At 63.5% G+C, this 21,323-nt stretch carries 17 protein-coding genes, 2 tRNA genes and 2 pseudogenes; 14 read left to right on the top strand and 7 right to left on the bottom strand.

The genetic code is table 11. The annotated features are described in order from the left end of the window. Positions 1-95: 95 nt before the first annotated feature. Positions 96-1,105, top strand: a pseudogene (locus G7067_RS03795) (o-succinylbenzoate synthase). Here the strand turns inward: G7067_RS03795 and G7067_RS03790 are convergent. Further along, a complete protein-coding gene (locus G7067_RS03790; RefSeq protein WP_244301324.1) occupies positions 1,087-1,407 on the bottom strand; it encodes an IclR family transcriptional regulator C-terminal domain-containing protein in 321 nt (106 codons plus the stop codon). The pseudogene G7067_RS03795 and the gene G7067_RS03790 sit on opposite strands and share 19 nt — an antisense overlap. Further along, on the bottom strand, positions 1,320-1,892 hold the full coding sequence (locus tag G7067_RS03785) for a helix-turn-helix domain-containing protein (RefSeq protein WP_166322099.1): 573 nt from the start codon (positions 1,890-1,892) through the stop codon (positions 1,320-1,322). The genes G7067_RS03790 and G7067_RS03785 overlap by 88 nt, the downstream gene beginning before the upstream one ends. Positions 1,893-1,999: 107 nt before the next feature. Between G7067_RS03785 and G7067_RS03780 the strand changes: the two genes are divergently transcribed. The 3 genes and pseudogenes from G7067_RS03780 (at position 2,000) to G7067_RS03775 (ending at position 4,645) form a co-directional block, all read left to right on the top strand. Further along, complete coding sequence (locus G7067_RS03780) at positions 2,000-3,508, top strand: OPT/YSL family transporter (protein ID WP_205881192.1); 1,509 nt, start codon at positions 2,000-2,002, stop codon at positions 3,506-3,508. Beyond that, positions 3,490-3,633, top strand: coding sequence for a hypothetical protein (locus tag G7067_RS13760; RefSeq protein ID WP_205881191.1), 144 nt, complete (start codon positions 3,490-3,492; stop codon positions 3,631-3,633). Before G7067_RS03780 ends, G7067_RS13760 begins: the two co-directional genes overlap by 19 nt. 77 nt (positions 3,634-3,710) lie before the next feature. After that, positions 3,711-4,645: pseudogene (locus tag G7067_RS03775) on the top strand (DUF1177 domain-containing protein). A 111-nt stretch (positions 4,646-4,756) separates the two neighbouring features. Here G7067_RS03775 and G7067_RS03770 read toward each other — a convergent pair. Both G7067_RS03770 and G7067_RS03765 read right to left on the bottom strand, forming a co-directional pair. Further along, positions 4,757-6,514 carry an AMP-binding protein gene (locus tag G7067_RS03770; RefSeq protein WP_166322097.1) on the bottom strand — a complete coding sequence of 586 codons (1,758 nt, stop codon included), beginning with the start codon at positions 6,512-6,514 and terminating at the stop codon, positions 4,757-4,759. A gap of 228 nt (positions 6,515-6,742) precedes the next feature. Further along, positions 6,743-7,315: an adenine phosphoribosyltransferase gene (locus G7067_RS03765; protein ID WP_166322095.1), complete on the bottom strand. Its 573-nt coding sequence runs from the start codon at positions 7,313-7,315 to the stop codon at positions 6,743-6,745. A gap of 130 nt (positions 7,316-7,445) precedes the next feature. Between G7067_RS03765 and G7067_RS03760 the strand changes: the two genes are divergently transcribed. Next, positions 7,446-7,519 (top strand) — tRNA-Arg (locus G7067_RS03760). Positions 7,520-7,605: 86 nt separating this feature from the next. Here the strand turns inward: G7067_RS03760 and G7067_RS03755 are convergent. Further along, entirely contained in the window at positions 7,606-8,283 is a 678-nt protein-coding gene (locus G7067_RS03755; protein WP_205881188.1) for a GntR family transcriptional regulator, read from the bottom strand. A gap of 38 nt (positions 8,284-8,321) precedes the next feature. Between G7067_RS03755 and G7067_RS03750 the strand changes: the two genes are divergently transcribed. From G7067_RS03750 to G7067_RS03715, 8 genes are all read left to right on the top strand, one after another. After that, positions 8,322-9,089 carry a DsbA family protein gene (locus tag G7067_RS03750; protein ID WP_166322093.1) on the top strand — a complete coding sequence of 256 codons (768 nt, stop codon included), beginning with the start codon at positions 8,322-8,324 and terminating at the stop codon, positions 9,087-9,089. Between the two features lie 7 nt (positions 9,090-9,096). Next, complete coding sequence (locus G7067_RS03745; RefSeq protein WP_166322091.1) at positions 9,097-9,915, top strand: cytochrome c biogenesis CcdA family protein; 819 nt, start codon at positions 9,097-9,099, stop codon at positions 9,913-9,915. A gap of 31 nt (positions 9,916-9,946) precedes the next feature. Then, positions 9,947-10,912, top strand: a complete 966-nt coding sequence (locus G7067_RS03740) for an EamA family transporter (RefSeq protein WP_166322089.1) — start codon at positions 9,947-9,949, stop codon at positions 10,910-10,912. A gap of 83 nt (positions 10,913-10,995) precedes the next feature. Then, a complete protein-coding gene (locus G7067_RS03735) occupies positions 10,996-11,553 on the top strand; it encodes a hypothetical protein (protein ID WP_166322087.1) in 558 nt (185 codons plus the stop codon). 4 nt (positions 11,554-11,557) lie between these two features. After that, positions 11,558-11,818, top strand: a complete 261-nt coding sequence (locus G7067_RS03730; protein ID WP_166322085.1) for a hypothetical protein — start codon at positions 11,558-11,560, stop codon at positions 11,816-11,818. After that, a complete protein-coding gene (gad, locus tag G7067_RS03725; RefSeq protein WP_166322083.1) occupies positions 11,815-13,179 on the top strand; it encodes a glutamate decarboxylase in 1,365 nt (454 codons plus the stop codon). Before G7067_RS03730 ends, gad begins: the two co-directional genes overlap by 4 nt. Positions 13,180-13,254: 75 nt before the next feature. Next, on the top strand, positions 13,255-15,120 hold the full coding sequence (locus G7067_RS03720; protein ID WP_166322081.1) for an AMP-dependent synthetase/ligase: 1,866 nt from the start codon (positions 13,255-13,257) through the stop codon (positions 15,118-15,120). Between the two features lie 51 nt (positions 15,121-15,171). Beyond that, entirely contained in the window at positions 15,172-16,047 is an 876-nt protein-coding gene (locus G7067_RS03715; RefSeq protein ID WP_166322079.1) for a DUF1295 domain-containing protein, read from the top strand. Between the two features lie 512 nt (positions 16,048-16,559). On the opposite strand, the gene G7067_RS03710 is transcribed toward G7067_RS03715, so the two are convergent. Together G7067_RS03710 and G7067_RS03705 are read right to left on the bottom strand one after the other, a co-directional pair. Next, positions 16,560-16,649: transfer RNA gene (locus G7067_RS03710), tRNA-Ser, on the bottom strand. Positions 16,650-16,711: 62 nt separating this feature from the next. Beyond that, positions 16,712-19,348: a LuxR family transcriptional regulator gene (locus tag G7067_RS03705; RefSeq protein ID WP_166322077.1), complete on the bottom strand. Its 2,637-nt coding sequence runs from the start codon at positions 19,346-19,348 to the stop codon at positions 16,712-16,714. 343 nt (positions 19,349-19,691) lie between these two features. Here G7067_RS03705 and G7067_RS03700 point away from each other — a divergent pair, with 343 nt between their 5' ends. Continuing rightward, on the top strand, positions 19,692-21,299 hold the full coding sequence (locus G7067_RS03700) for a leucine-rich repeat domain-containing protein (protein WP_166322075.1): 1,608 nt from the start codon (positions 19,692-19,694) through the stop codon (positions 21,297-21,299). Positions 21,300-21,323: the final 24 nt, after the last annotated feature.

Genomic DNA, 21,323 nt, shown 5'->3' with positions numbered 1-21,323 from the left:
CGCGTAGAACACCTCAGAGTCTGTGATATCAGGTGTTCTTGGCCGAATCGGTGCCCTACGGGCGAGGGACGGGCCCGAACATCTAGGCTGGATCCATGCTCACGCTCCCACACCAGCTCCCCTCGCTCGACGAGGTGCTGGCGGCGGCGCGGGTGGTCGCGATTCCAACCCGCACCAGGTTTCGCGGGGTGAGCGTGCGCGAGGCTGTCATCTTCGATGCCCCGAGGGGCCCAGCGAATTCTCCCCGTTCACCGAATACGGTGACGCCGAGGCCGTGCAGTGGCTTGCGGCCGCGCTCGATTTTGGGTGGCGGCAGCAGCCCGCTCCGCTGCGCAACGCGATTGAGGTCAACGCAACAATCCCCGCGGTGCCTGCCGCCGCGGTTCCCGAACTGTTGGCGCGGTTTCCCGGCTGCCGCACCGCGAAGGTGAAAGTCGCCGAGCGCGGTCAGTCGCTCGCAGACGACGTCGCTCGAGTGCGAGCCGTGCGCGAGGCCATGGGCGACGCGGGGCTCGTGCGCATCGACGCGAACGCTGGCTGGTCGGTCGAAGAGACAGTGGAAGCGCTCGAAGCGCTCGCACCGTATGACCTCGACTACGCCGAACAGCCGTGCGCGACGGTGGCGGAGCTCGGTGAGGTGCGAACACGAATCGCCGGCACCGCATACGCTACCCGGATCGCCGCTGACGAGAGTGTACGCAAGGCAGAGGATCCACTCGCCGTCGCCCGCGCGGGAGCCGCAGATCTCCTGATCGTGAAAGCGCAACCGTTGGGCGGGATCCAACGCGCGCTCGACATCGTGGCCCTGGCGGGCCTTCCCGTCATTGTCTCCAGCGCGCTCGACACCTCCGTTGGGATCGCAATGGGGCTCACGCTGGCGGCGGCCCTGCCCGAGGATCAACTCGCTGGAGCTTGCGGGCTCGGCACGGTCGCGCTGCTCGACGGCGACGTCACCGACGATCCGCTACTCCCCGTGGACGGCGCAATTGCGCTGCGTCGCCCGAACCTCGACACCGCACGGCTCACCCAGTTTGCGGCCTCCCCTGAGCGTACCAGGTGGTGGCGTGAGCGCATCACCCGGTGCTATCAGTTGCTCTCATCCTGAGCTGACGCAAGTCGAAACGACAGCGTCGCAGAGAACTCCTCAGTACTCTGCAACAGGGCGGGCACATAGGCCTCCAGTGCCGCCCGCCCAATCCTCTTCTCGCTGATGCGCACCACTGAGATCGCTCCCTTGGGTCGAGAACCGAGCATGATCGGCGCGGAGATCACCTCGGAGTGCAGGTTGTACTCCCCCGCAGAATATGCCCAGCCCCGTGTCAGCGTCTCGTCGTATTCGGCGAAGATCTGCTCCAAATCGACCGGTGTATGCGGCGTGAATCGCACGAGCGGGAGCGCGTTGAGCAGAGTGTGTTGCTCACGGCGCGGCAGAAAAGCGAAGTAAGCGCGCGGTGTGGCCCCGCGTACGCGGGGTACATCGTGTCAACCCAGGGGTGATGTTGTGTCGGGCCGGTATCGCCGTCAACGGCCGAAACACAGCGCAGATGAGACCCGTCCGGCACGGCAAACTCCGTACTCATTCCGGTGTGCGCGGCAAGTGGCGCAAGGAAGGTGTTCGCGAGGCTTGCAAGCCCGCCCGAACGCTCGTACAGCCCAGAGATGCGCCACACCGCCGGCCCGAGCGAATACCGTCGCGTAGCTTGATCAACGTTGAGATATCCGCGGGCCGCGAGCGCCGCGAGCAGCCGGTGCGCCGTGGAGGTGGTGAGTTCAAACGCTTCGGCGAGTTCTCCCACTGACCACGAACGATGCTGTTCGCTAAAGCTCGACAGCACCTGCAGCGCCCTGTCTACGGTCTGCAGCGGGGCTTCGCCGCGTGGATTCCGGATCACGACACACCCTTCGTCACTATTTGGGATGCTATTGCATCATCTGGCCAATACTCGTCACCCTAACAGAGGGAAGAAACCGGACACCACACTCGACGAGGAGACCCAACGTGACCGAACTCACACAGACCGAGAGCGAAGCCGAAGCGCCCAAACGCCATCCACGAAGTTTCGAGCCGGGCATGTTTGTACTCCTCCTTCTCCTCAGCGGCCTCGGAGTGGTCATTGGTATCCACGTCATCACCACCCTGGGCGTATCACCCAGCACCTCGGTCATCGGAGCACTCATCGCGATGATCATCGGGCGTATCGGGTTCTTTGGTCTCTCCAGAATGCGCAACATTCACCGCCAAAACCTCGCACAGTCGGCGATCTCCGCCGGCACTTTCGGCGCGGCAAACTCGATCCTGACACCGATCGCGATTCCTTTTGCCCTCGGCCGCCCCGACATGATCTGGCCAATGTTTATCGGCGCCTCTGTCGGACTGATCCTCGACGCCTGGATGCTCTACCGCGTGTTCGGATCAGAGTTCATCCCCGCCACCGCGACCTGGCCCTCTGGCCGCGCCTCCGCCGAAACCATTAAGGCCGGCGACGTCGGGGGCAAACAGGCACTGCTCCTCGGCTTCGGCGCCGTCGTGGGCATCGGCGGTTCCATCGCCGGCCTCTCGATGTCTGCTGCGGGTGTCGCCCTCATCGGCAATATCTGGGCCCTGCTCATGTTCGGGATCGGGCTCCTGCTGAACCAGTACTTCCCTATCCTGTTCGACGTCTCACTGCTTGGCCTGTACATTCCACACGGCGTGATGATCGGAGCCGGAACGGTTGCGCTGGTGCAGGCCGGACGCCTCATCTTCAGGAAGCGGACCACGTCCGTGCTCGACACGGTCATCACCGAGGTCGATCCGGATCCTTCACTGATCCCCACGGTGAACCAGAAGGCACTCCGCAGGGCATTCGGCACGGGTTATCTCCTGTTTGTTGGCGGTGCGATGGTGCTTGGACTCGCGGCCGGATTGTGGACCGAGATGTCGATGCTCGGGATCATCGGCTGGGTATTGCTCGCCGGAGTGGCCGCCATCGTTCACGAAATCATCGTCGGGCTCGCCGCTATGCACTCCGGATGGTTCCCCGCCTTCGCAGTGGCCCTCATCTTCTTGGTCATCGGGATGTTTCTGGGCCTCCCCGATGTGCCACTCATGCTCCTTGTCGGGTACTGCGCGGTGACAGGCCCCGCATTCTCGGACATGGGGGACGATCTGAAGGCCGGATGGGTGCTCAGGCGCCGGGCGTGGCCGTATACGGTATTCGAGTTGCAGGGGCGTCGGGAGCAGTTGAAGGCAGCGTTCATTGGGTTCGCGACCGCTATCGGCGTCGTCGCCATCGCGTGGCAACCGCTGTTCGCCAACAATCAGTTCCCACCCATTGCCCGCGTCTACGCCGACACCATACTGGCCGGAATTAGCGACCCTACGATCCTGCGCAACATGTTCCTCGCCGCAATTCCGGGCGCAATCATTCAGATCATCGGCGGTTCGAAACGGCAAATGGGCGTGCTCCTTGCTACCGGCCTGCTGATCTCCGCCCCAATGCGGGCTGGATGGTCCTCGCCGCGCTGATCCTGCGGTTCGTGTGGCGACGATTCGGAGGAGCTGATGCCGAACGCAATATGTCGGTATTTGGAGCCGGGATCATCGCAGGAGACTCGCTGTTCTCCGTCGGCCAGATCCTGGTACCGCGATAACGCCCGCGGCATCCCCGCACAGACCAACTCGGCACCTTCGGGAATCAACTCGGCACCTTCGGGAATCAAGGAGAAACATGACACTGACACGAACACTCGAATTGTTGGATTTGCTCGACAACCCCCGTGCGAGCGGCGAACGAGTCGCAGCGTACCTACGTTCGCTCGGCTCAGCCGAGGTTGCCATCACCCCGGTCAGCGGAGAAGCCGGGGCCACCGATTTCATTCGAGTGATCATCCCTGGCACCTCAGGCCACAGAGCGGGAGAATCCACACCAACGCTCGGAATCATCGGACGCCTCGGCGGCATCGGTGCTCGCCCAGCGCAGATCGGCCTCGTTTCAGACGGAGACGGTGCCGTGGCGGCCCTCGCGACCGCTGCAAAGCTCATCCGGATGGCGACGGTGGGCGATACGCTGCCGGGTGATGTCATCGTGACGACCCAGATCGACCCGGACGCACCAGTGATTCCTCACAATCCGGTGCCGTTTATGGGGTCCGCGACCCACGACGCAGTCAACAACACACACGAAGTACTGCCCGAGATGGATGCGATCCTGACCATCGATACGACCAAAGGGAACCGCGTGTGCAATCACAACGGCATCGCGATCACTCCCACGATCAAATCAGGATGGATCCTGCGGGTGGCGGAGGATCTACTGTCGATCGCGGAACGTGTCACGGGCAGCGCTCCAATGGTCATGCCCATCACCATGCAAGACATCACCCCTACGGCAATGACATTTACCACGTGAACTCAATCGTGCAGCCGGCGGTTGCCACACCGTCCCCAGTCGTTGGCCTCGCCATCACCGCGGAGAGCGCCGTCGCCGGCTCAGCAACCGGAGCCAGCAGCGTTGTCGTGATCGATCAAGCGGTGCGATTTGCGGTCGAACTCGCCAAGGACTTCACGCGGGGGAACGCGCACCTTGTGGACGAGGCAGAGTTCTCGCGTCTCATCAAGATCTACGGTTCGATGCACCGGCTGCAGCGGGCATCCGCGGCATAGCGCCCACACCAGCCCCCACCCCACCCAAACAGTGTCGCCGTGTTGCCGGTTCAGGATCACCGAACCGGCAACACGGCGACACACACTTCAGGATGACGCCCAGGGCGGATGCTACCCCTTGAGGCCGGGAAAATCCTCCTCGCGCCACTCGCTCGGGATCCGATCCCCCGCCTCGAACGCAGCCTCTTCGCGCCGACGCAACTCGACCCGGCGGATCTTGCCGGAGCTCGTCTTCGGCAGCTCGAAGAACTCCACCCGCCGCACCCGCATGTAGGGCGGCAGCGCCTCGCGGGCGTGAGCGAGGATCGCCCGAGCCGTGTCGGCATCGGGCGCGGCCCCTGCGGCGAGCGCCACGTAGGCCTTGGTGACGTTGAGCCGGGTTTCGTCTGGGGCTCCCACCACCGCTGCTTCTGCGACGAGTTCGCTCTCGATCAGCGCGCTCTCGACCTCAAACGGCGACACCTTGAAGTCACTGGATTTGAAGATGTCATCCGTGCGGCCAACAAACGTCAGCACGCCGTTGTCGCCGCGCTGTGCGACGTCGCCGGTATGAAAGTAGCCATCGTGAATCGCGCGCGCGGTCGCTGCCTCGTCACCGTAGTACCCGGGCATGAGGTTGATGGGGTGGGTGCGACCCGATTCGGGATCGACCATGCGCAGGCAGATCTCGCCCTCGTCGGTTTCTTTGCCGGTCAGGGGATCCACCAATACGGCGTCGACGCCGGGCAGCGGCAGGCCCATCGCGCCGGGCACAATCGGGTCGCCGGGCATGTTCGCGATCAGCGCCGTCGTTTCGGTCTGGCCGTAGCCGTCGCGAATCTCGAGCCCCCACCACTCACGGATGCGCGCGATCACCTCCGGGTTGAGGGGCTCGCCCGCGGAGACAATCTCACGCAGCGCGTGCGGCTTCGTGGCGAGGCGCTGCTGAATGAGCATGCGCCACACGGTCGGCGGAGCGCAGAAGGTATTGACTCCGGCGCGATCCAGCTCGGTGACCAAAAACTCCGCATCGAATCGCGTGTAGTTCGCCACGAAGATCGTGGCCCCGACGTGCCACGGAGCATAGAAACTCGACCAGGCGTGTTTACCCCAGCCGGGCGCGCTGATCACCAGGTGCGTGTCGCCTGGGCGCACGCCCAGCCACGACATCGTGGTGAGGTGTCCGAGGGGGTAGCTCGTGTGCGAGTGCACGACGATCTTGGGCAGGTTGGTGGTGCCGGAGGTGAAGTAGATGAGCGCGGGATCCTCACTCACCGTGTCCTTTACGATCGCTGCGAGTGAGGCGGCGCTCGATTCCTCGTAACGGGTCCAGTCGTAGAGCGCGGCCCGCTGGTCGGCGGTGGCCTCGTTCAGGCCCACGCCGATCCCGCGCCACGCGCCCGGCACGGCCGCAAACTTCATCGCGTCTTCGGCGGTGGCGAACACCCACCGCACGGTGCCGCGGGCGACGCGATCCTCGAGCTCGTGGGCGCCGAGCACCACCGAGGTCGGCAGAATGACGACGCCGATCTTCATCGCGGCGAGCATGATCTCCCACAGCTCGACCCGATTGCCGAGCATCAGCATGGCGACATCACCACGGCGCGCGCCAATGCTTAGGAGCCAATTCGCGACCTGGTCCGAGCGCTGCTTCATCTGCGCGAAGCTGCGCTTGAGTTCGGTGCCGTCTTGCTCCACGATCCACAGGGCACAGGTGTCGTTGCCTTCCGCGATCACGTCGAACACGTCGTGCGCCCAGTTGAAGCGCGACCCGACCTCGGGCCAGCGGAACTCCGCACGGGCGCGGTCGGGATCGCCGGCGACTGCGAGCAGAGAGTCTCGGGCAGCAAAGAAGGCGTCGGTGGCTTCAGAGGTCTCGGTGGAAGTCATGCGTCCATTCTGTCGTGTGCGAGCGACATTCGTGCGTCGTGCCGTGATTTCTGTCTGTTTCTGGCCCGCAAGCCGGGCTCGTGAGCCCGGCCGTCACGCTTCAGCGCCGCGGCATGACTCTGGTACGCACTCTTCGTGCTCACCTCCACGCTCCGCGATGCCTCGAGCGCTGGGGCGATCCTGCGTCAGCATTCGAACCCACCAATTGAGTGATGGCGAGATCTCGAATCAGCTGTGAAAGACCGTGTGCAGCCGCGGATCATTCACCGTGTCTCGCCCACCGAGACCCTCGATTTCGAAGAGAATTGCGGTGCCAGCAATCTCGTAATCAAGCTTGCGCAGGAGTGTGTGGGCTGCGGCCAGGGTACCTCCGGTGGCGAGCACATCGTCGACGACAAGCACCCGGCTGCCGCGCGGCATGTCTGCGTGAACGTCAACCTCGGCAACGCCATACTCAAGCTCGTAGCCCACTGCGGCTGCTGGGCGCGGGAGTTTACCGGCCTTGCGGATCGGCACCAGCCCCTTACCACTCGCGTAAGACGCGGCGCTCGCGAGCAGGAACCCGCGCGCTTCAAGCCCCGCAATGTAGTCGTAGGTCCCAGCGAAAGGGGCAATGAGTGCGTCAATGGTGGCACGCAGCGCTGGTCCATCGGCGAGCAGCGGGGTGATGTCGCGGAACAGGATCCCCTCGACGGGGTAGTCGGGAATCTCAAGGATCAACGACTCAGCCCGCCTCAGCGCGTCGCTGGGTTCAGGGAAGTGCGGAAGGTCAAGCTGATTGTTCGTTGCGTTCGTTGCCACGGGATCCAGGGTACCTGACTCCGCGGCCTGGCTTGCTGTGGTCCGACTTGGGGGTACACAGCAATCTTGGCGCTAGATTTTCATTTTGGAGCCGGGTCGTGTAAAGTCTTTCAGGTTGGGTAACCAACATGCGCCCGTAGCTCAGCTGGATAGAGCGTCTGACTACGGATCAGAAGGCCAGGGGTTCGAATCCCTTCGGGCGCACACAGAGAAACACCCGGCAGGAATTCATTTCCCGCCGGGTGTTTTGTTTTCGCCCGCGGTGAGCACCCACCCAAACCCACTTGCGCCTATTGGGGCTTGCTGTGGACGTCGTTGATGTGGCGTCGCAGGGTCTCGGTGAAGCGGGCGGGATCCTGATCCTCAAGCGCCTCGACCAGCTGTTCGTGCTCGTCGATGATCTCCCGACAGCGATCCAGCAGCCGCTCACCGAGCAGGAACAGGGAGTAGCGTTGCCGATCCTCAAGCCGCTCACTCAACTCAACAAGCACGGAGTTGCCGCTCGCCGCAACAAAGGCGTGATGGAAGCCAGTCGTGAGCTCAATGAATCGCCTCCGGTCCTCCGATTCGAGCGCACGGCGTTGATCCCGAATCTGCTCACGCAGCCGCCGCGTCAGATCTTGCAGCCCCTCGACCCCCACCCGCTGCACCGCGGCGGATTCAAGCACGAAGCGGGCGTCAATGAGATCGGCAACGGCATCGTCGGCGAGCCCGTTAACGAGAGCGCCGCGCTTGGGGTAGATCGTGATCCACTGTTCCTCTTGCAGGCGCACGAGCGCGGCCCGCACCGGGGTCCGGCTGACACCGATTTCGGCGGCAACGGTGGCCTCACCGAGCATCTCCCCCTTCGCGACACGGCCTTCAAGGATCGCGTCGCGGAGATACAGGTACGCCCGCTCTGCTGCCGAACCGCCCTGAAACTCCACGCGCACCCACTCTCGACCAACCCAGAAGTCAGAACCCACCACCCAGGCGACATCTAGGATTCTACTTGTATCCTAGACGCATGTCTGAGACCAAGAGCGTGGCCACCGTGCCCGCCACGAAGTACCGCCGCCTACTCACGTTTACTTACGCTCTGCTTGGGGTGTGTGCCATCCTCGGCGTCTCTCTCATAGCCCAGTCCACACGAGAGCCCACGGCGCCGACCGCAGCAGAATCAGACACGGCAGAATCAGAATCGGAGAACTCACAACGCTCCTTCCTGGCCGCACTCGTCCGCAACACCCCCAACGACCCCATGGCACTCGGCCGCCCCGACGCCCCCGTGACACTCATCGAGTGGACCGACATGCGCTGCCCCTTCTGCGCCGTCTATTCCCGCGACACCATGCCCCAGATCGTCAAGGAGTACGTTGACGCGGGGAAACTGCGCATCGAGATTAACGACGTCGCCTTCTTCGAGGAGCAGTCAGTCGACGCCGCCGTTGCCGCCCGCGCCGCAGGCAACCAGGGAAAGTACTTCGAGTACATTGAGACGCTGTATGCCGCCGCCCCTGAATCCGGTCATCCGGACATGCCCAAGGACAAGCTGATGGGCTTCGCGCAGGCCGCTGGGGTTCCAGACCTGGCCCGTTTCGAGACTGATCTCGCGGACCCACAGTTGCGGTCTGCGGTGCTGACGAGCACGGCAGACGCGCAACAGATCGGCGTGAAGAGCGTGCCGTACTTTGTCGCGGGCGACATCACCATGGCCGGCGCACAACCCCTCGAAAACTTCCGCGAATTCATCGAGGCCGCCCTCGCCAAGGCAGAACCCGCCGACAAGAAGTGAGGGCACCGTGAGTATCGGGCTTCTCGGAGCCTTTCTAGGCGGGATCCTGACCCTGCTGAGCCCGTGCTCGGTGATGCTGCTCCCCGCGTTCTTCTCCTACGCCTTCACGACCCCGCGGCAGGTGCTCTCGCGCACAGGGGTGTTCTACCTCGGCCTCATCACCACACTCGTGCCGCTCGGGATCTTGGCCGGCTCCATCGGCACCTTCCTCAACCAGAACCGGACGCTCTTCCTCACGATCGCGGCCAGCATCGTCATCGCGCTCGGCGTCGTGATGGCGCTGAATCTGCCCTTCCTCAGGCTTCGCGGCGCATCGGGCCTGTCAAACACCTCCGCTGTATCGGTCTACGCACTCGGCATGGTCTACGGTCTCGCCGGGGTGTGCGCGGGCCCGATGCTCGGCGCAGTGCTCACGATTGCCGCAATGAGTAGCAGCGCTCTCTACGGGGGCATCGTGCTGCTCGTCTTCGCAGCGGGCATGGCGCTGCCGCTGCTCCTCATCGCCCTGCTGTGGTCGAGACTCCCGGTGGTTCGCAGGCTGGTGCGCCCGCGCGAGGTCCGCATCGGCCGCTGGCGCAACACCTGGACCGGACTGGTGGGCGGGATCCTGACCATCGGCATCGGTGTTTTTCTGCTCCTCACACAGGGCACCGCGTCTCTCGGCGGGATCCTCGGGGCGACAGATCAAGCTCGGCTTGAGGGGTGGGTGCTCACCGCCACAAAGGGGGTTCCGGATGTTGTGCTCGCGATCGGGGCTGTTGTTGTGGCGGGGATCGCGTGGGTGCTCGTGCGACGCTCGAAGAAGCGAGCGGATAACAAGGTATGAAAATCGGCATCTTCGCATAGGCTGAGCGCAAATGGTGATTCACAATTCTGCCCGGCGCAGATCCGTTCCCGTCACGGGATTCCTCCTCGCGCTCGGCTCCGCGGGCTGTTTCGCGCTCTCCGGAATCTTTGCGAGCGCACTGCTTTCCTCCGGGTGGAGCCCTGGCGCGGCAGTCACGGCGCGCATCACCTTTGCGGCGCTCGTGCTCGCAATTCCGACCGCGATCATGTTGCGCGGCAAATGGGACCGGGTGCGACGCGCCTGGGGTCCGCTACTGCTCTTCGGTCTGCTCGCGATCGTCGCCTGCCAGCTCGCGTTTTTCATGGCCGTGCAGTACATTCCACCGAGCCTCGCCCTGCTGATCGAGTTTCTCGGCCCGGTGATGCTGGTGTTTTGGTACTGGGCGCGCACGCGGGTGCGGCCATCGGGCGTCACGCTACTTGGGGCCGGGATCGCGGTACTCGGCCTTGCCGCCGTCGCGGGCGTTGCAACCGGCGCCACTCTCCACCCGCTCGGCGTGCTGCTCGCGCTCGTTGCCGCGGTCGGCAACGCATCGTATTTCGCGGCCGGAGCGAGCAGCGATCACGGCATTCCTCCGCTGCCCTTCGTGGGCCTGGGGCTTGGGATCGGAGCCGGCGCTCTGATCATTGTGAGTGCGACGGGATTCCTCCCCTTTGCGGCAAATCTGGATCCCACCACGCTCTTCGATACGCAGGTGTCGCCGGTGCTGGTCGTCGCCGGCATGGTGCTCATCTCCACGGTGATCTCCTACGTGCTCGGCGTCGCGGCGGCGAGACATCTCGGCGCAACCATGGCGAGCTTCACCGGATACTCCGAACCGATTTTCGGGATCCTGTGGACGATCCTGCTGCTCGCGATTGCGCCGTCGGTGATGCAGTGGGTCGGCGCGGCACTCGTGATTATCGGGGTGGTGACGGTGAAGCTCGGCGAGCTGATCTCGGCCAGGCGCCTGAATTCTCCTGCCAAGGACCCCTAAACATTTAGCACACTCGTGCTAATATAAACTTCCAGCACACTCGTGCCACAGAGGGTACAGACCCCTGGGGAGGAACCAAGCGCGTGATTATTGCGATCATCATCGGCTGCGAAATCGGATTCTGGGTTTTCATCGCGCTCGGCCTCACCGCACGCTATCTCCTGCGGCGACGCAAGCTCGGAGCAGTGCTGCTCGCTATGACCCCGCTCGTCGACCTCATTCTGCTCGTGGCAGCCGGCTGGGATCTCGCGCACGGCGGCATCGCCACCTTCGCCCACTCTCTCGCCGCCATCTACCTCGGTTTCTCGATCGCCTACGGCCACCGCATGATCGCCTGGGCAGACCTGCACTTCGCCCACCGTTTCGCGCACGGCCCCGCCCCGGTCAAACTCACCGGCGTCGCCTACACGCAAGCCTGCTGGGCCGACGTGATCCGCACGCTCTTCGCCGTCGGCATCTCCGCCGGTGTGCTCACGTTGCTAATCTGGATCGCCGCCGACGACTCGAGCACCGGGGCCCTCACCGGCACCTTCCGCGTCCTCGGCACGATCCTGGTGCTTGAGCTGATCTGGGCTGTGAGCTACACCTTATGGCCGAAGAAGGATCCCGCTGACGCGAAGGTGCCTGAACCCAAAATGTAAAGATGTGCGCTGGACTGAACCCTGGCATTCGGCCTACGCCCTCGTCGGGATGATGGTGCTGGGCGTCGCCCCGCGCCTGATCCCGCTCACCGTCGAGCAGCGCGGCAATGACAGCGCAACGCTTGTTGGGGACTCGTGGTCGCGCTGTGCGCTGGAATCCCGCGCTATCGCCGATCGGCGTGGCACACTACAACTACGGATGCGTCACGGGCAGACTCCCCAGCGCCGCCCACCACCAGCACCTCGTGAAGGGAAGCGAAGATGACAAACAGCGAATTTACCCCGGTGTTTGACCGCAATACCCGGCACACCGCCGCCGATCGCAACCGCTTGGGCGCCGAGCCCCTCCTCCCAGAAACCGCCTATCAGCTGGTCCACGATGCAGCGCTGCTCGACGGCAACGCCAGGCTGAATCTCGCAACGTTTGTCAGCACGTGGATGGACAATGACGCCGACCGCCTCTACGCCGAGACCTTCGACAAGAACATGATCGACAAAGACGAGTACCCCTCGACGGCAGCGGTCGAGGAACACTGCTGGAAGATCCTTGCGAACCTGTGGAGCGCACCCAATATCGACGCCGCGATCGGCACCTCAACCACCGGATCCAGCGAGGCGTGCATGCTGGGAGGTCTCGCCTTCAAGCGCCTCTGGCAGCACCGGCGCCGCGCCGAGGGCAAGGACACCTCGAAGCCGAACCTCGTGATGTCGAGCGCCGTGCAAGTGTGCTGGGAGAAGTTCTGCAACTACTGGGACGTTGAGATGCGGCTCGTGCCGATCAGCGAGGACCACAAGGTGCTCGACGGCCACGACCTCGAGAACTACGTCGACGAAAACACCATCGGTGTCGTCGCGATCATGGGCGTCACTTACACGGGCATGTACGAGCCGGTGCGCGAGATCGCGGCGAAGCTCGACGAGATCCAGCAGAAGACCGGGCTCGATATCCCGATCCACGTCGACGGGGCATCGGGAGCTATGATCGCCCCGTTCCTGCAGCCGGATCTTGAGTGGGATTTCCGCCTCGAGCGCGTGCACTCAATCTCGACCTCCGGCCACAAATACGGTGGCGTCTACCCCGGCGTCGGCTGGGTAGTGTGGCGGGAGGAGAAGTGGCTCCCGGAGGATCTCGTCTTTCGGGTGAGCTACCTGGGCGGGGACATGCCGACCTTTGCGCTGAACTTTTCGCGGCCAGGCTCCCAGGTGCTGCTGCAGTACTACATGTTCCTGCGCCTGGGTTTCGCTGGCTACACCGAAATGCAGCAGGGTGCACAAGATGTTGCCGTGTTCCTGGCGCAGCAGATCAGCAAGCTGGGGCCGTTCCAACTGTGGAACGACGGCACCGATATTCCGGTGTTCGCGTGGTCGATGATCCCGAACTACACCGACAAGTGGGATCTGTATCACCTCGCGGATCGGCTGCGCACGCGGGGTTGGATCGTGCCCGCCTACCCAATGCCGGCGGACCTACAGGACCTGACGGTGCAGCGCATCGTGGTGCGCCGGGATCTGTCGCTCGACATGGCCGAGAAGTTTTTCGCGGACTTCAAAGCCGAGGTAGCCTACCTTAAGGCCCTCGACGCCCCCATGCCGACGGCCCCCGACCACCCCGGTTTCCACCACTAATCTCGTCCGGCAACACTTGTTGAGCTGCGGTCAACTGTCTAGCTTATCTAGTTATATTCCGCTATTCTCAGCGATATGCGCCACCCCGTATCCGAGATTCAGCTCACGTCGACCCCGCAATCGGTCGACATCGAACAGGTGCAGAACGTCACCGAGCTCTTGATGCGGCGCCTCCGCGATGCACCTGAGCACATCGCGTTCGAGCTGCGGTCCCCCGGATCCCCTCTCGACGCCCCGTGGACCGGGATCAGCACGCGCGAGTTTGCCGAACAGGTCTCAAACCTCGCGAAGGGTCTCATCGCTTCAGGGGTGCAGGCCGGAGACACCGTCATCATCATGGCGCCCACCCAGTACCTGTGGGCGGTTGTCGATCACGCTGCGCTCTTCGCGGGAGCAGTCGTCGTGCCGGTGTACGACACGGCCTCGGACGCGCAGCTTGGCGCAATCATCGCCGACGCCGAGCCGAGCGTCGCCTTCACGGGCACGGCTGAACTGCGCGACCGCATCGTTGAAGCGGCGGAAGGATACGGCGCACCACTCACCACAGAGGCGGTGTGGATCCTTGATCCCGAGACTCGCTCGCTTGATGCGCTGACGGAACTTGGTGCGGGAGTGACAGACGCAGAATTGGAGTCGCGCCGCCTCGCCGCGGAACTTGGTGACGTCGCCACAATCGTCTACACCTCGGGAACGACGGGAGATCCCAAGGGCGCGCTCATCACCCACCGCAACCTTGTCGGCCAGGTGCTCAACACGGCTGCCGCCTACTCTGAAGTTGTTCAGGAATCAGGCAATACGGTCCTGTTCCTTCCACTCACCCACGTGCTCGGGAGGGCCCTGCAGCTGATCTGCATCGCGAATGGCATGCGAGTTGCTCACCTTTCGGATCCGAAGGAAGTAGTGCAGGCACTCGCGATCCTGAAGCCGACGTTCTTGGTCGTCGTGCCACGGGTACTGGAGAAGATCGAGGCGGCCGCCGAAGCTTCCGCACGCGAGAAACACGTGCTGCCACTGTGGCGCGCAGCTCACCGCACCGCCGTAGCGTGGGGGCAATATCTTGAGGATCGGGATCAGGATCCCTCTTTGACCGCGCCGCTCGGACTGCGAATGAAGCATGCCCTCTTCGAGCGGGTCTTCTTTGGGCGCCTGCGCTCAGTGATGGGATCCCGCATCAACTACCTCCTCTCGGGTGCGGCGACACTTCGCCCTGAGCTCCCGAGGTTCTTTCGCGGCATTGGTGTGCCCGTGATCGAGGGCTACGGCCTCACCGAAACCACGGCGCCGCTCACCGGTGGCCGCCCTGGGCAACTCGTTGCAGGTTCCGTCGGCACACCGATCCCGGGCAACGCCGTGCGAATCGCCGAGAACGGGGAGGTGCTCGCGCACGGCGTCGGGGTATTCGCGGGATACCGCAACAGCGCACACGACGCCGACGCCTTCGTTGACGGCTATTTCCGCACGGGTGACCTGGGCTATCTGAACTCAGCCGGCGCGCTCACCCTCACCGGTCGCCTGAAACACGTGATCGTCACCTCAACCGGGCGCACCATCTCTCCCGAGCGCTGGGAATCTGCGGTGGAGATCCATCCCCTCGTTGCGCACGCCGCGCTCGTGGGCACGGATCGGCCTTACCTCACCGCGCTCGTGGTGGTGGATGTGGAAGCTACGCGCGAGTGGTTCCGTGAACGCGGGGATGCCCTCCCCCACGCGCTCGACACCAAGGGCGTTCGCCCCTGCGTAGATGGCCGACTCACCTCGGAAATATCCGGGGCAATCGAAACGGCAAACGCTGCTGCCTCTCCCTCGGAGCGCGTGCAAGCCTGGCGAGCCGTCGTGATCGGCGAGGATCGCGCACCCGAATTTATCACCCCCACGATGAAGCTCAAGCGTCAGGCGTTGCTCCAAGAAGCCGCCCCCATCATCTCCGAGCTATATTCCTGAGCTTCGCGCACTTATCCCTCCCGGAACCCACTTTCAACCCGAGGAATCCTCATGCCACAGCCCCCCTCTCGCTCAATCATCCTGATCGCCGCCACCATCATTCTGAGCACCCTGCTCGCACTTGCGGGCAGCGTCGATGGGTGGCGCGTCGGCGAGATCCCGGGCTTCGCGCTCGCGATCATCATCGCGTTCGCCGTGCAGTGGCTCGTCTATATCCCCTCCGCGATCGCCCAATCGGATCGTGTGTTCGACGCCACTGGCGCCGCCACCTACATCTCAGTCACGCTGCTGATGCTGGCGCTATCACCACGACTCGATCCGCGAAGCATCATTCTGACGGCACTCATCGTGGTGTGGGCGGCACGCCTGGGCACCTTCCTGTTCCTACGCAATCGACGATCCGGCACCGACGATCGATTCGATGAGATCAAGACCTCGAAGCTTCGTTTCCTGTCGATCTGGACCGTGCAGGGTCTTTGGGTGAGCCTCACCGCGGCGGCAGCCTGGATCACCATCACCTCGGAGCACTCTGCCCCGCTAGGCTGGACAACCTGGCTCGGGATCGCAATCTGGATCCTCGGCTTCGTCACTGAGGTGACAGCAGACCTGCAGAAGAGTCGCTTCAAGGCCGACCCCGCAAATGCGGATCGCTTTATCACGAGTGGGTTGTGGTCGATCGTGCGGCACCCTAACTATCTGGGCGAGATCCTCCTCTGGATCGGGGTGCTCATCATCGCGGTGCCTGTCCTGCAGGGCTGGCAGTGGGTCGCGCTGCTCTCACCAGTCTTTGTGATCCTGCTGCTGACCCGCGTCAGCGGCATTCCGACACTCGAGCACAAGGCCGCGAAGAAGTGGGGCGACGACCCCGATTACCAGGCGTATCGGGCACGAACGCCGGCGCTGATCCCGGGCCTCAGACGGAAATGAAGCAACAAATCGAACAAAAACATTACATGGCATAGGATGTGTTATCTGGGATGAAAGAGACAGCCCTCACTGCTTTCCGTGATACACACTTTGAGGGATCCACCTCAGAAAGTCTCATTTTTGCACGGAATTTGAGCGATTCTCCACTGCAAGATCGTCAATTTCCACCTAAACCATCGACTTCCTCACCCACACCAGCGCTTACGATGCGAGAGTAGTGATTGCGAAGGGCGGTTAGTCAGTTTCCTGACGTCCAACCCGGAGTGTCGGTCTCCCCAAATTTCTCGACACCCGGCGTTCGCCCCCGCAGGAGGCGGCGCCTTTCCCCGGGTCAATGCCTCCAATGGCGTGGCGGTTCCGGCATGACGTGCTAAACGCGTCGGAACCGCCACCCAATTACTCCTCTCACTTCAGGTGATCCTTGGGAGCTTCCGCCTACGGGCGATCAGACACCCCTGGCAAAGCAAAACCCCCGAACTTCCGCAGAGATTCGGGGTTTTGTGTTGTTCTAGTGGCGGAGACGGGGGATTTGAACCCCCGGTCGAGTTAACCCCGACCCTTCATTAGCAGTGAAGTCCATTCGGCCGCTCTGGCACGTCTCCAAGAGAGAACAACGTGATACATCCTAGCTTGATCATACGGCGCGCGGAAATCGAAGTTTCTTTCACAGCGTTCGCATGCGCTCCCGGCCCGCCCAACGCCGCAGATCATCGCGATTATCGAGCGAGAGTTTGCCAAACGCGTTGGAGAGATGAGTTTCGACGGTACGCACTGAAATGTGCAGCCGCTCCGCGATGAACTTGCTGCTGTGCCCGAGTGCCGCGAGCAGCACAACCTCGCGCTCCCGTGAGGTCAGTCCGGGAGCGGGAGGAAGCGGCAACCAAACGCCCAGTTCAGCGAGCAGTCGAACTTCGGGATCTTCGCTCTCTTTGGGACCCTCACCCACGGCCACGCCCACTGCGATCCGATCGATGTGCGAGAAGAGCGCCAATCCGAGCGGTGGGTCAACAGCATCAGCGAGCTGCCGCGCGCGGGCGACCAACTCTGGCGGCGCCGCACGGGTCTCGAACGCGATCGCGTGAACCGCCTGCAGCTCGATCAACGCGAGCCCTTCAGAGCCCGCCCACTCCGCGAGCCGTTCGGCCTCAGAAAGCACATCGCCTTCACGGAGCCACTGCCGAGCCCGCAGCGTCAACAGCCTCCGATGTCCGGCAAGCGCCTGCCCGATCCCACGCTTCGGCAGCTCCGCCGCACGAATCGCCAAGACTGCAGCATCTCGCTCTCCGAGCACCGCAAGCGCGAGCGCGAGGGCGGCCTGGATCAGCGGCGCAATTCCGTAGCTGTCATGGCGGCTCAAACGATCCAGCAGCCGCTCGGCGCTCTGGGCAGCATCGCGCCACCGCCCTTCCTGCACCGCCAGGAGCACAGCCCCCGCCTCCACCAGGCCCGAGTAGTAGGTCTCGGCGTGCGTTGTCGCGGACGCCCCCTGCTCCAGTTCGCTCAACACCTGCCGGGCGGCTTCGGCACTGCCACCCACCCAGTAGCCAAGCAGCCAGCAGAATCCCTGAAAATCGACGTTTTCCGGTCTCGCGCGGGATCCGAGCTGGCTCAGCTTGCGCGCATTCTCTGCGCTCGCAATCGCCGCAGAGATCTCTCCCCGTTGCTCCAGGATCAGCGAAACGACGGCACGGGCGGGCGAACGGAGCCATTCGGTCTTGAGGTCCCCTGACGGTACCGGATCGGGACCCTTTTCTGCGGCTTCCCGCAGCCGCCCGGTATAGGCCAGAACAACCACCAGGGAACTGCGCACCTGCTCAGCCAGGGCCTCGTCCTCAGGAAGCCCTTCGGCCAGGGCCGCATGCGCCGCGAGAATCTCCTCAACCGGATCGTCGTCCCATACACGCTGCCGAATGATCGCGAGCTGCAGCCCGACCCGGAGCATGTCACTCAGTCCAGCTGCGCGTGCCGGTTCATCGAGCAGTCCGCGCATGAGATCGAGCGATGCACGCAGGCTTCCGATATCTCCGATGGTGCGGGCGATGCGATTACCGAGGAGCACTGCGGTACCGGCCTGTTGAGGTTCGGCATCGGCGTGACCGGCAATCGCCATCGCCAGGCTGAGCACCAATCGGGGATCGCCGCCACGCACCACAAGCTCGAACGCAGCCCAGAGCCATGAGGCAGGCAGCTTTCGCCCGCCCTCGATCCCAAACACGACGAGCCTCAGTAGCAAGTCTGGCGTGTGCCGCGGATCATCTGTCCCGCGCGCATCATCAAGCACCTGAAAGATCTGATCGTTGAGCTGCAGACGCCGCAGCGGAGATATCCGCGCACGCAGGGACGCACCCAGCAGCGAATGTCCCGTCATCAGCGAGACACCGACGCCAGGCCGCGGAATCGACTTCACCAGGTTTCGTTCGAACAGGGTCGACAGGCAGGCCGCGTCAAGACTGCGCAGCAGGGCCGGCTCAAGAATCGGCTCTGCTTGCGCAATCAGCTCGAGTGCCTCCCACTCCTCTTCGGTACACGAGCCAGCAAGCACCGTCGCAAACTCACCGGGCACGGCGTCGTCACCGCTTGCCACCCAGGCTGTTCCGCGGCTCCGGCGCAGCGCTCCGGCCTGGTCACTCGCAAGTGCCTGCGCTGCGAGGGCGTAGCTATTGCCGCCCGACACCGCATACCATCGTCGAAGCGTCTCCTGCTCGATCTGCTCGACCCCGAGTAGGGCGCACAGATACGTCGCGGCCTCCTCGATGTCGATGGGCCCAATCGAAATGCTGTGCGCCCGGGCGCCCCCGCCGATACGACCCGCGGCACCGCTCAGGGTCGTCGCGGTCGCAATGATCCTCAGCCGTCGCTGCTGCACGAGGGCATCAAGAATCTGGATGTCACGTGCGGGGTAGGCATCGATGTTCGGCGCAACAAGCACAAGCGCGCGGCCGCCTGCAGCTTGTTCGAGGGAGTCGCGAAGAATCGCGGCGAGAGCCGCCGGGTCCTGGAGCAGATCCTCATGCGCAGGATCATCATCCATTGCCTCCATAAACACGGTGGGGGCTGCGGCCGCAAACACCGACACGACCCCGCTTGCGGGGCGCGGGGGCTGCGGCAGAATGATGACTTCGGTCGGGATCCCGATGCGTTCTGCGAGCGCACCGGCGGCCTGTTCCGCGAGGAAGGCCTTGCCGTTGCCGAGTTCGCCGAGCAAAACGGTGATTGACGCCTCCGGCTCGGCCGCTGAAATCACGCGTTCGAGACGCGCGGTGTCGCTGCCAATCGCCTGCAGGGAAGCCCGCAGGCTCACCCAAGGCAGAGGCCCCGCTTCACTGTGTCCTGGCCGCATACCATCTCCGATTCGCTGCTTCAGATTATTCGCGGAGCAGCAATATTTAGCAAGTCGGCGCTCTTGGCGGCACACGTCGCGCACAAATGGAGCACAAATGGAGTTCATGTGTCTCATCAAACTTGTTGCGGGACCAGTTAAGGAGTATGCTCCACGATGGCCATAGTCTTGGCAAGTATTCAAAGAAATTATCAGAAAAATCTGCAACATTTGTTGCTTTTCCTGTGGGGGAATGTTGGTTAGATATTCAAAGGGCGCTGCCCAAATTCGGAACGCACACGTTTTCGCGTCTTCGCGTCTGCGCGTGCTCGCCGCAGCAGGTGTCGCAGCTGCGCTGCTCGCTCCAGCGGCATTGCCATCTCCGGTAGACGCCGCGTTTGCGGCGGAGAACAACACCGCGCAGCTCACGAGCATCCCGGTCGGAGGAGCAGAGGTTGGCGATGGTTCCGACCTCTTTGCTGCTGCGCCGATCCCGGCGGAGAGCGCGCCGCAGGGCGTAGCGACTTTCGCTGCGCTCCCAGACGACAACGAACTGGTGGATATGCCCGACGCGAACCTTCGCGCAGCAGTACTCCGGGAAGTCGGCGGCAGCGTGATTAATCGCGGTGCCCTACGCAAACTTCAGTCTCTCACCGCAAACGACCGGGGGATCACCGATCTCACCGGCCTCGAGTACGCAAGCAAGCTTGCCATTGTGGATCTGTCCAAGAACCCGATCACGTCAATCGAACCGCTGCGCGGTCTCGCGACGGTGCGTCAGCTGAACATCAGCACCACCCTCATCACCGACATCGATGCAGTGTCGACGATGCCGATCTTGGAGTACCTGCGCATCAACTGGACCGACGTTTCGGATCTCGAGCCCGTGCGCGGTCTGACGAGGATGTTCCAGCTGGAACTCGCGGGAACCCAGGTGTCGAGTATCGCACCGGTCAGCGGATTCAATGAGCTCCTGAACATTTACTTCCAGGAGACCACCGTCAGCGACCTTAGCCCGCTCGCGGGGCTGCCGAAGCTCACGACAATCTCTGCGCCAGACACCGAGGTTTCGGACCTGAGCGTGATCGCCGGCCTTCCGCGGCTCAGGACCCTCAACGTCAATGGTGCTCGAGTCTCCGACCTCACGATGATCGCTACCTGGCCGAATATTGCCGTGGTCGGCTTCATGAACCAGCGAGTGACGGGCACCCCTGTCTTCGCCTCAGCGACGGAGTCGACTTACCGGACGACAGAAGCCACGACTGCATCCTTCAAGATGCCTGAGGGGATCGTGCTGCAGGCCACCGGATCGGCCACGACCACCCCCGAAGGCCTGACCGTCTGGGAAGACATCCCCGCAGATGCTACCGAGCTGACGGCCAACGTTTCGGGAAACTTCTACGGAACCGTCTACTCTGCATCACTGAGCTACCCGCTCAGCCGCGCAGACTTCACCAACGCTGATCCGGTGCTGGCCGTGGGCGTCACCCCGCAGTTCCAGTTCACCGTCACTGATGGGTTCCTGGATGGCCCCTTCACCATCGTCGATGGCGAGGTTCCCGGCCTGACGCTCGACGAGACCGGCAAGTTCGTTGGCGCGCCGACGACCGAGGGCACCTTCCCGCTTTCCGTGCGCCGCACCGACGTCTACGGCAACATGATTGACCACGTGTACAACGTCGTCGTCGGGAAAGCGCCGGCCGTCGTGCCACCTGTCGCTCCCGAGGAGAAGCCCGAGGTGAAGCCGGAGGTGAAGCCGGTCGTCCCCGCGACGCCACGGCCCGATACCGCACCGAACACCGGCGGGCTGGCGGTGACCGGTGGCAACCCGGCCTCCACCACCTTCCTGGCGGGCATCTTCGCGAGCCTCCTGCTCGGCGGTTCGCTGATGCTGGTTGCTCGCCGCGCCCGCGCCGCGCGCAGCAGCGAGTAGTCTCTGGCGTCCCAAGCACACAAA

It is taken from the genome of Leucobacter insecticola, from assembly GCF_011382965.1.
Lineage (GTDB): Bacteria > Actinomycetota > Actinomycetes > Actinomycetales > Microbacteriaceae > Leucobacter > Leucobacter insecticola.
The sequence above is the reverse complement of the archived record's forward strand: the minus strand, read 5'-3'. Positions and strand labels throughout refer to the sequence as shown.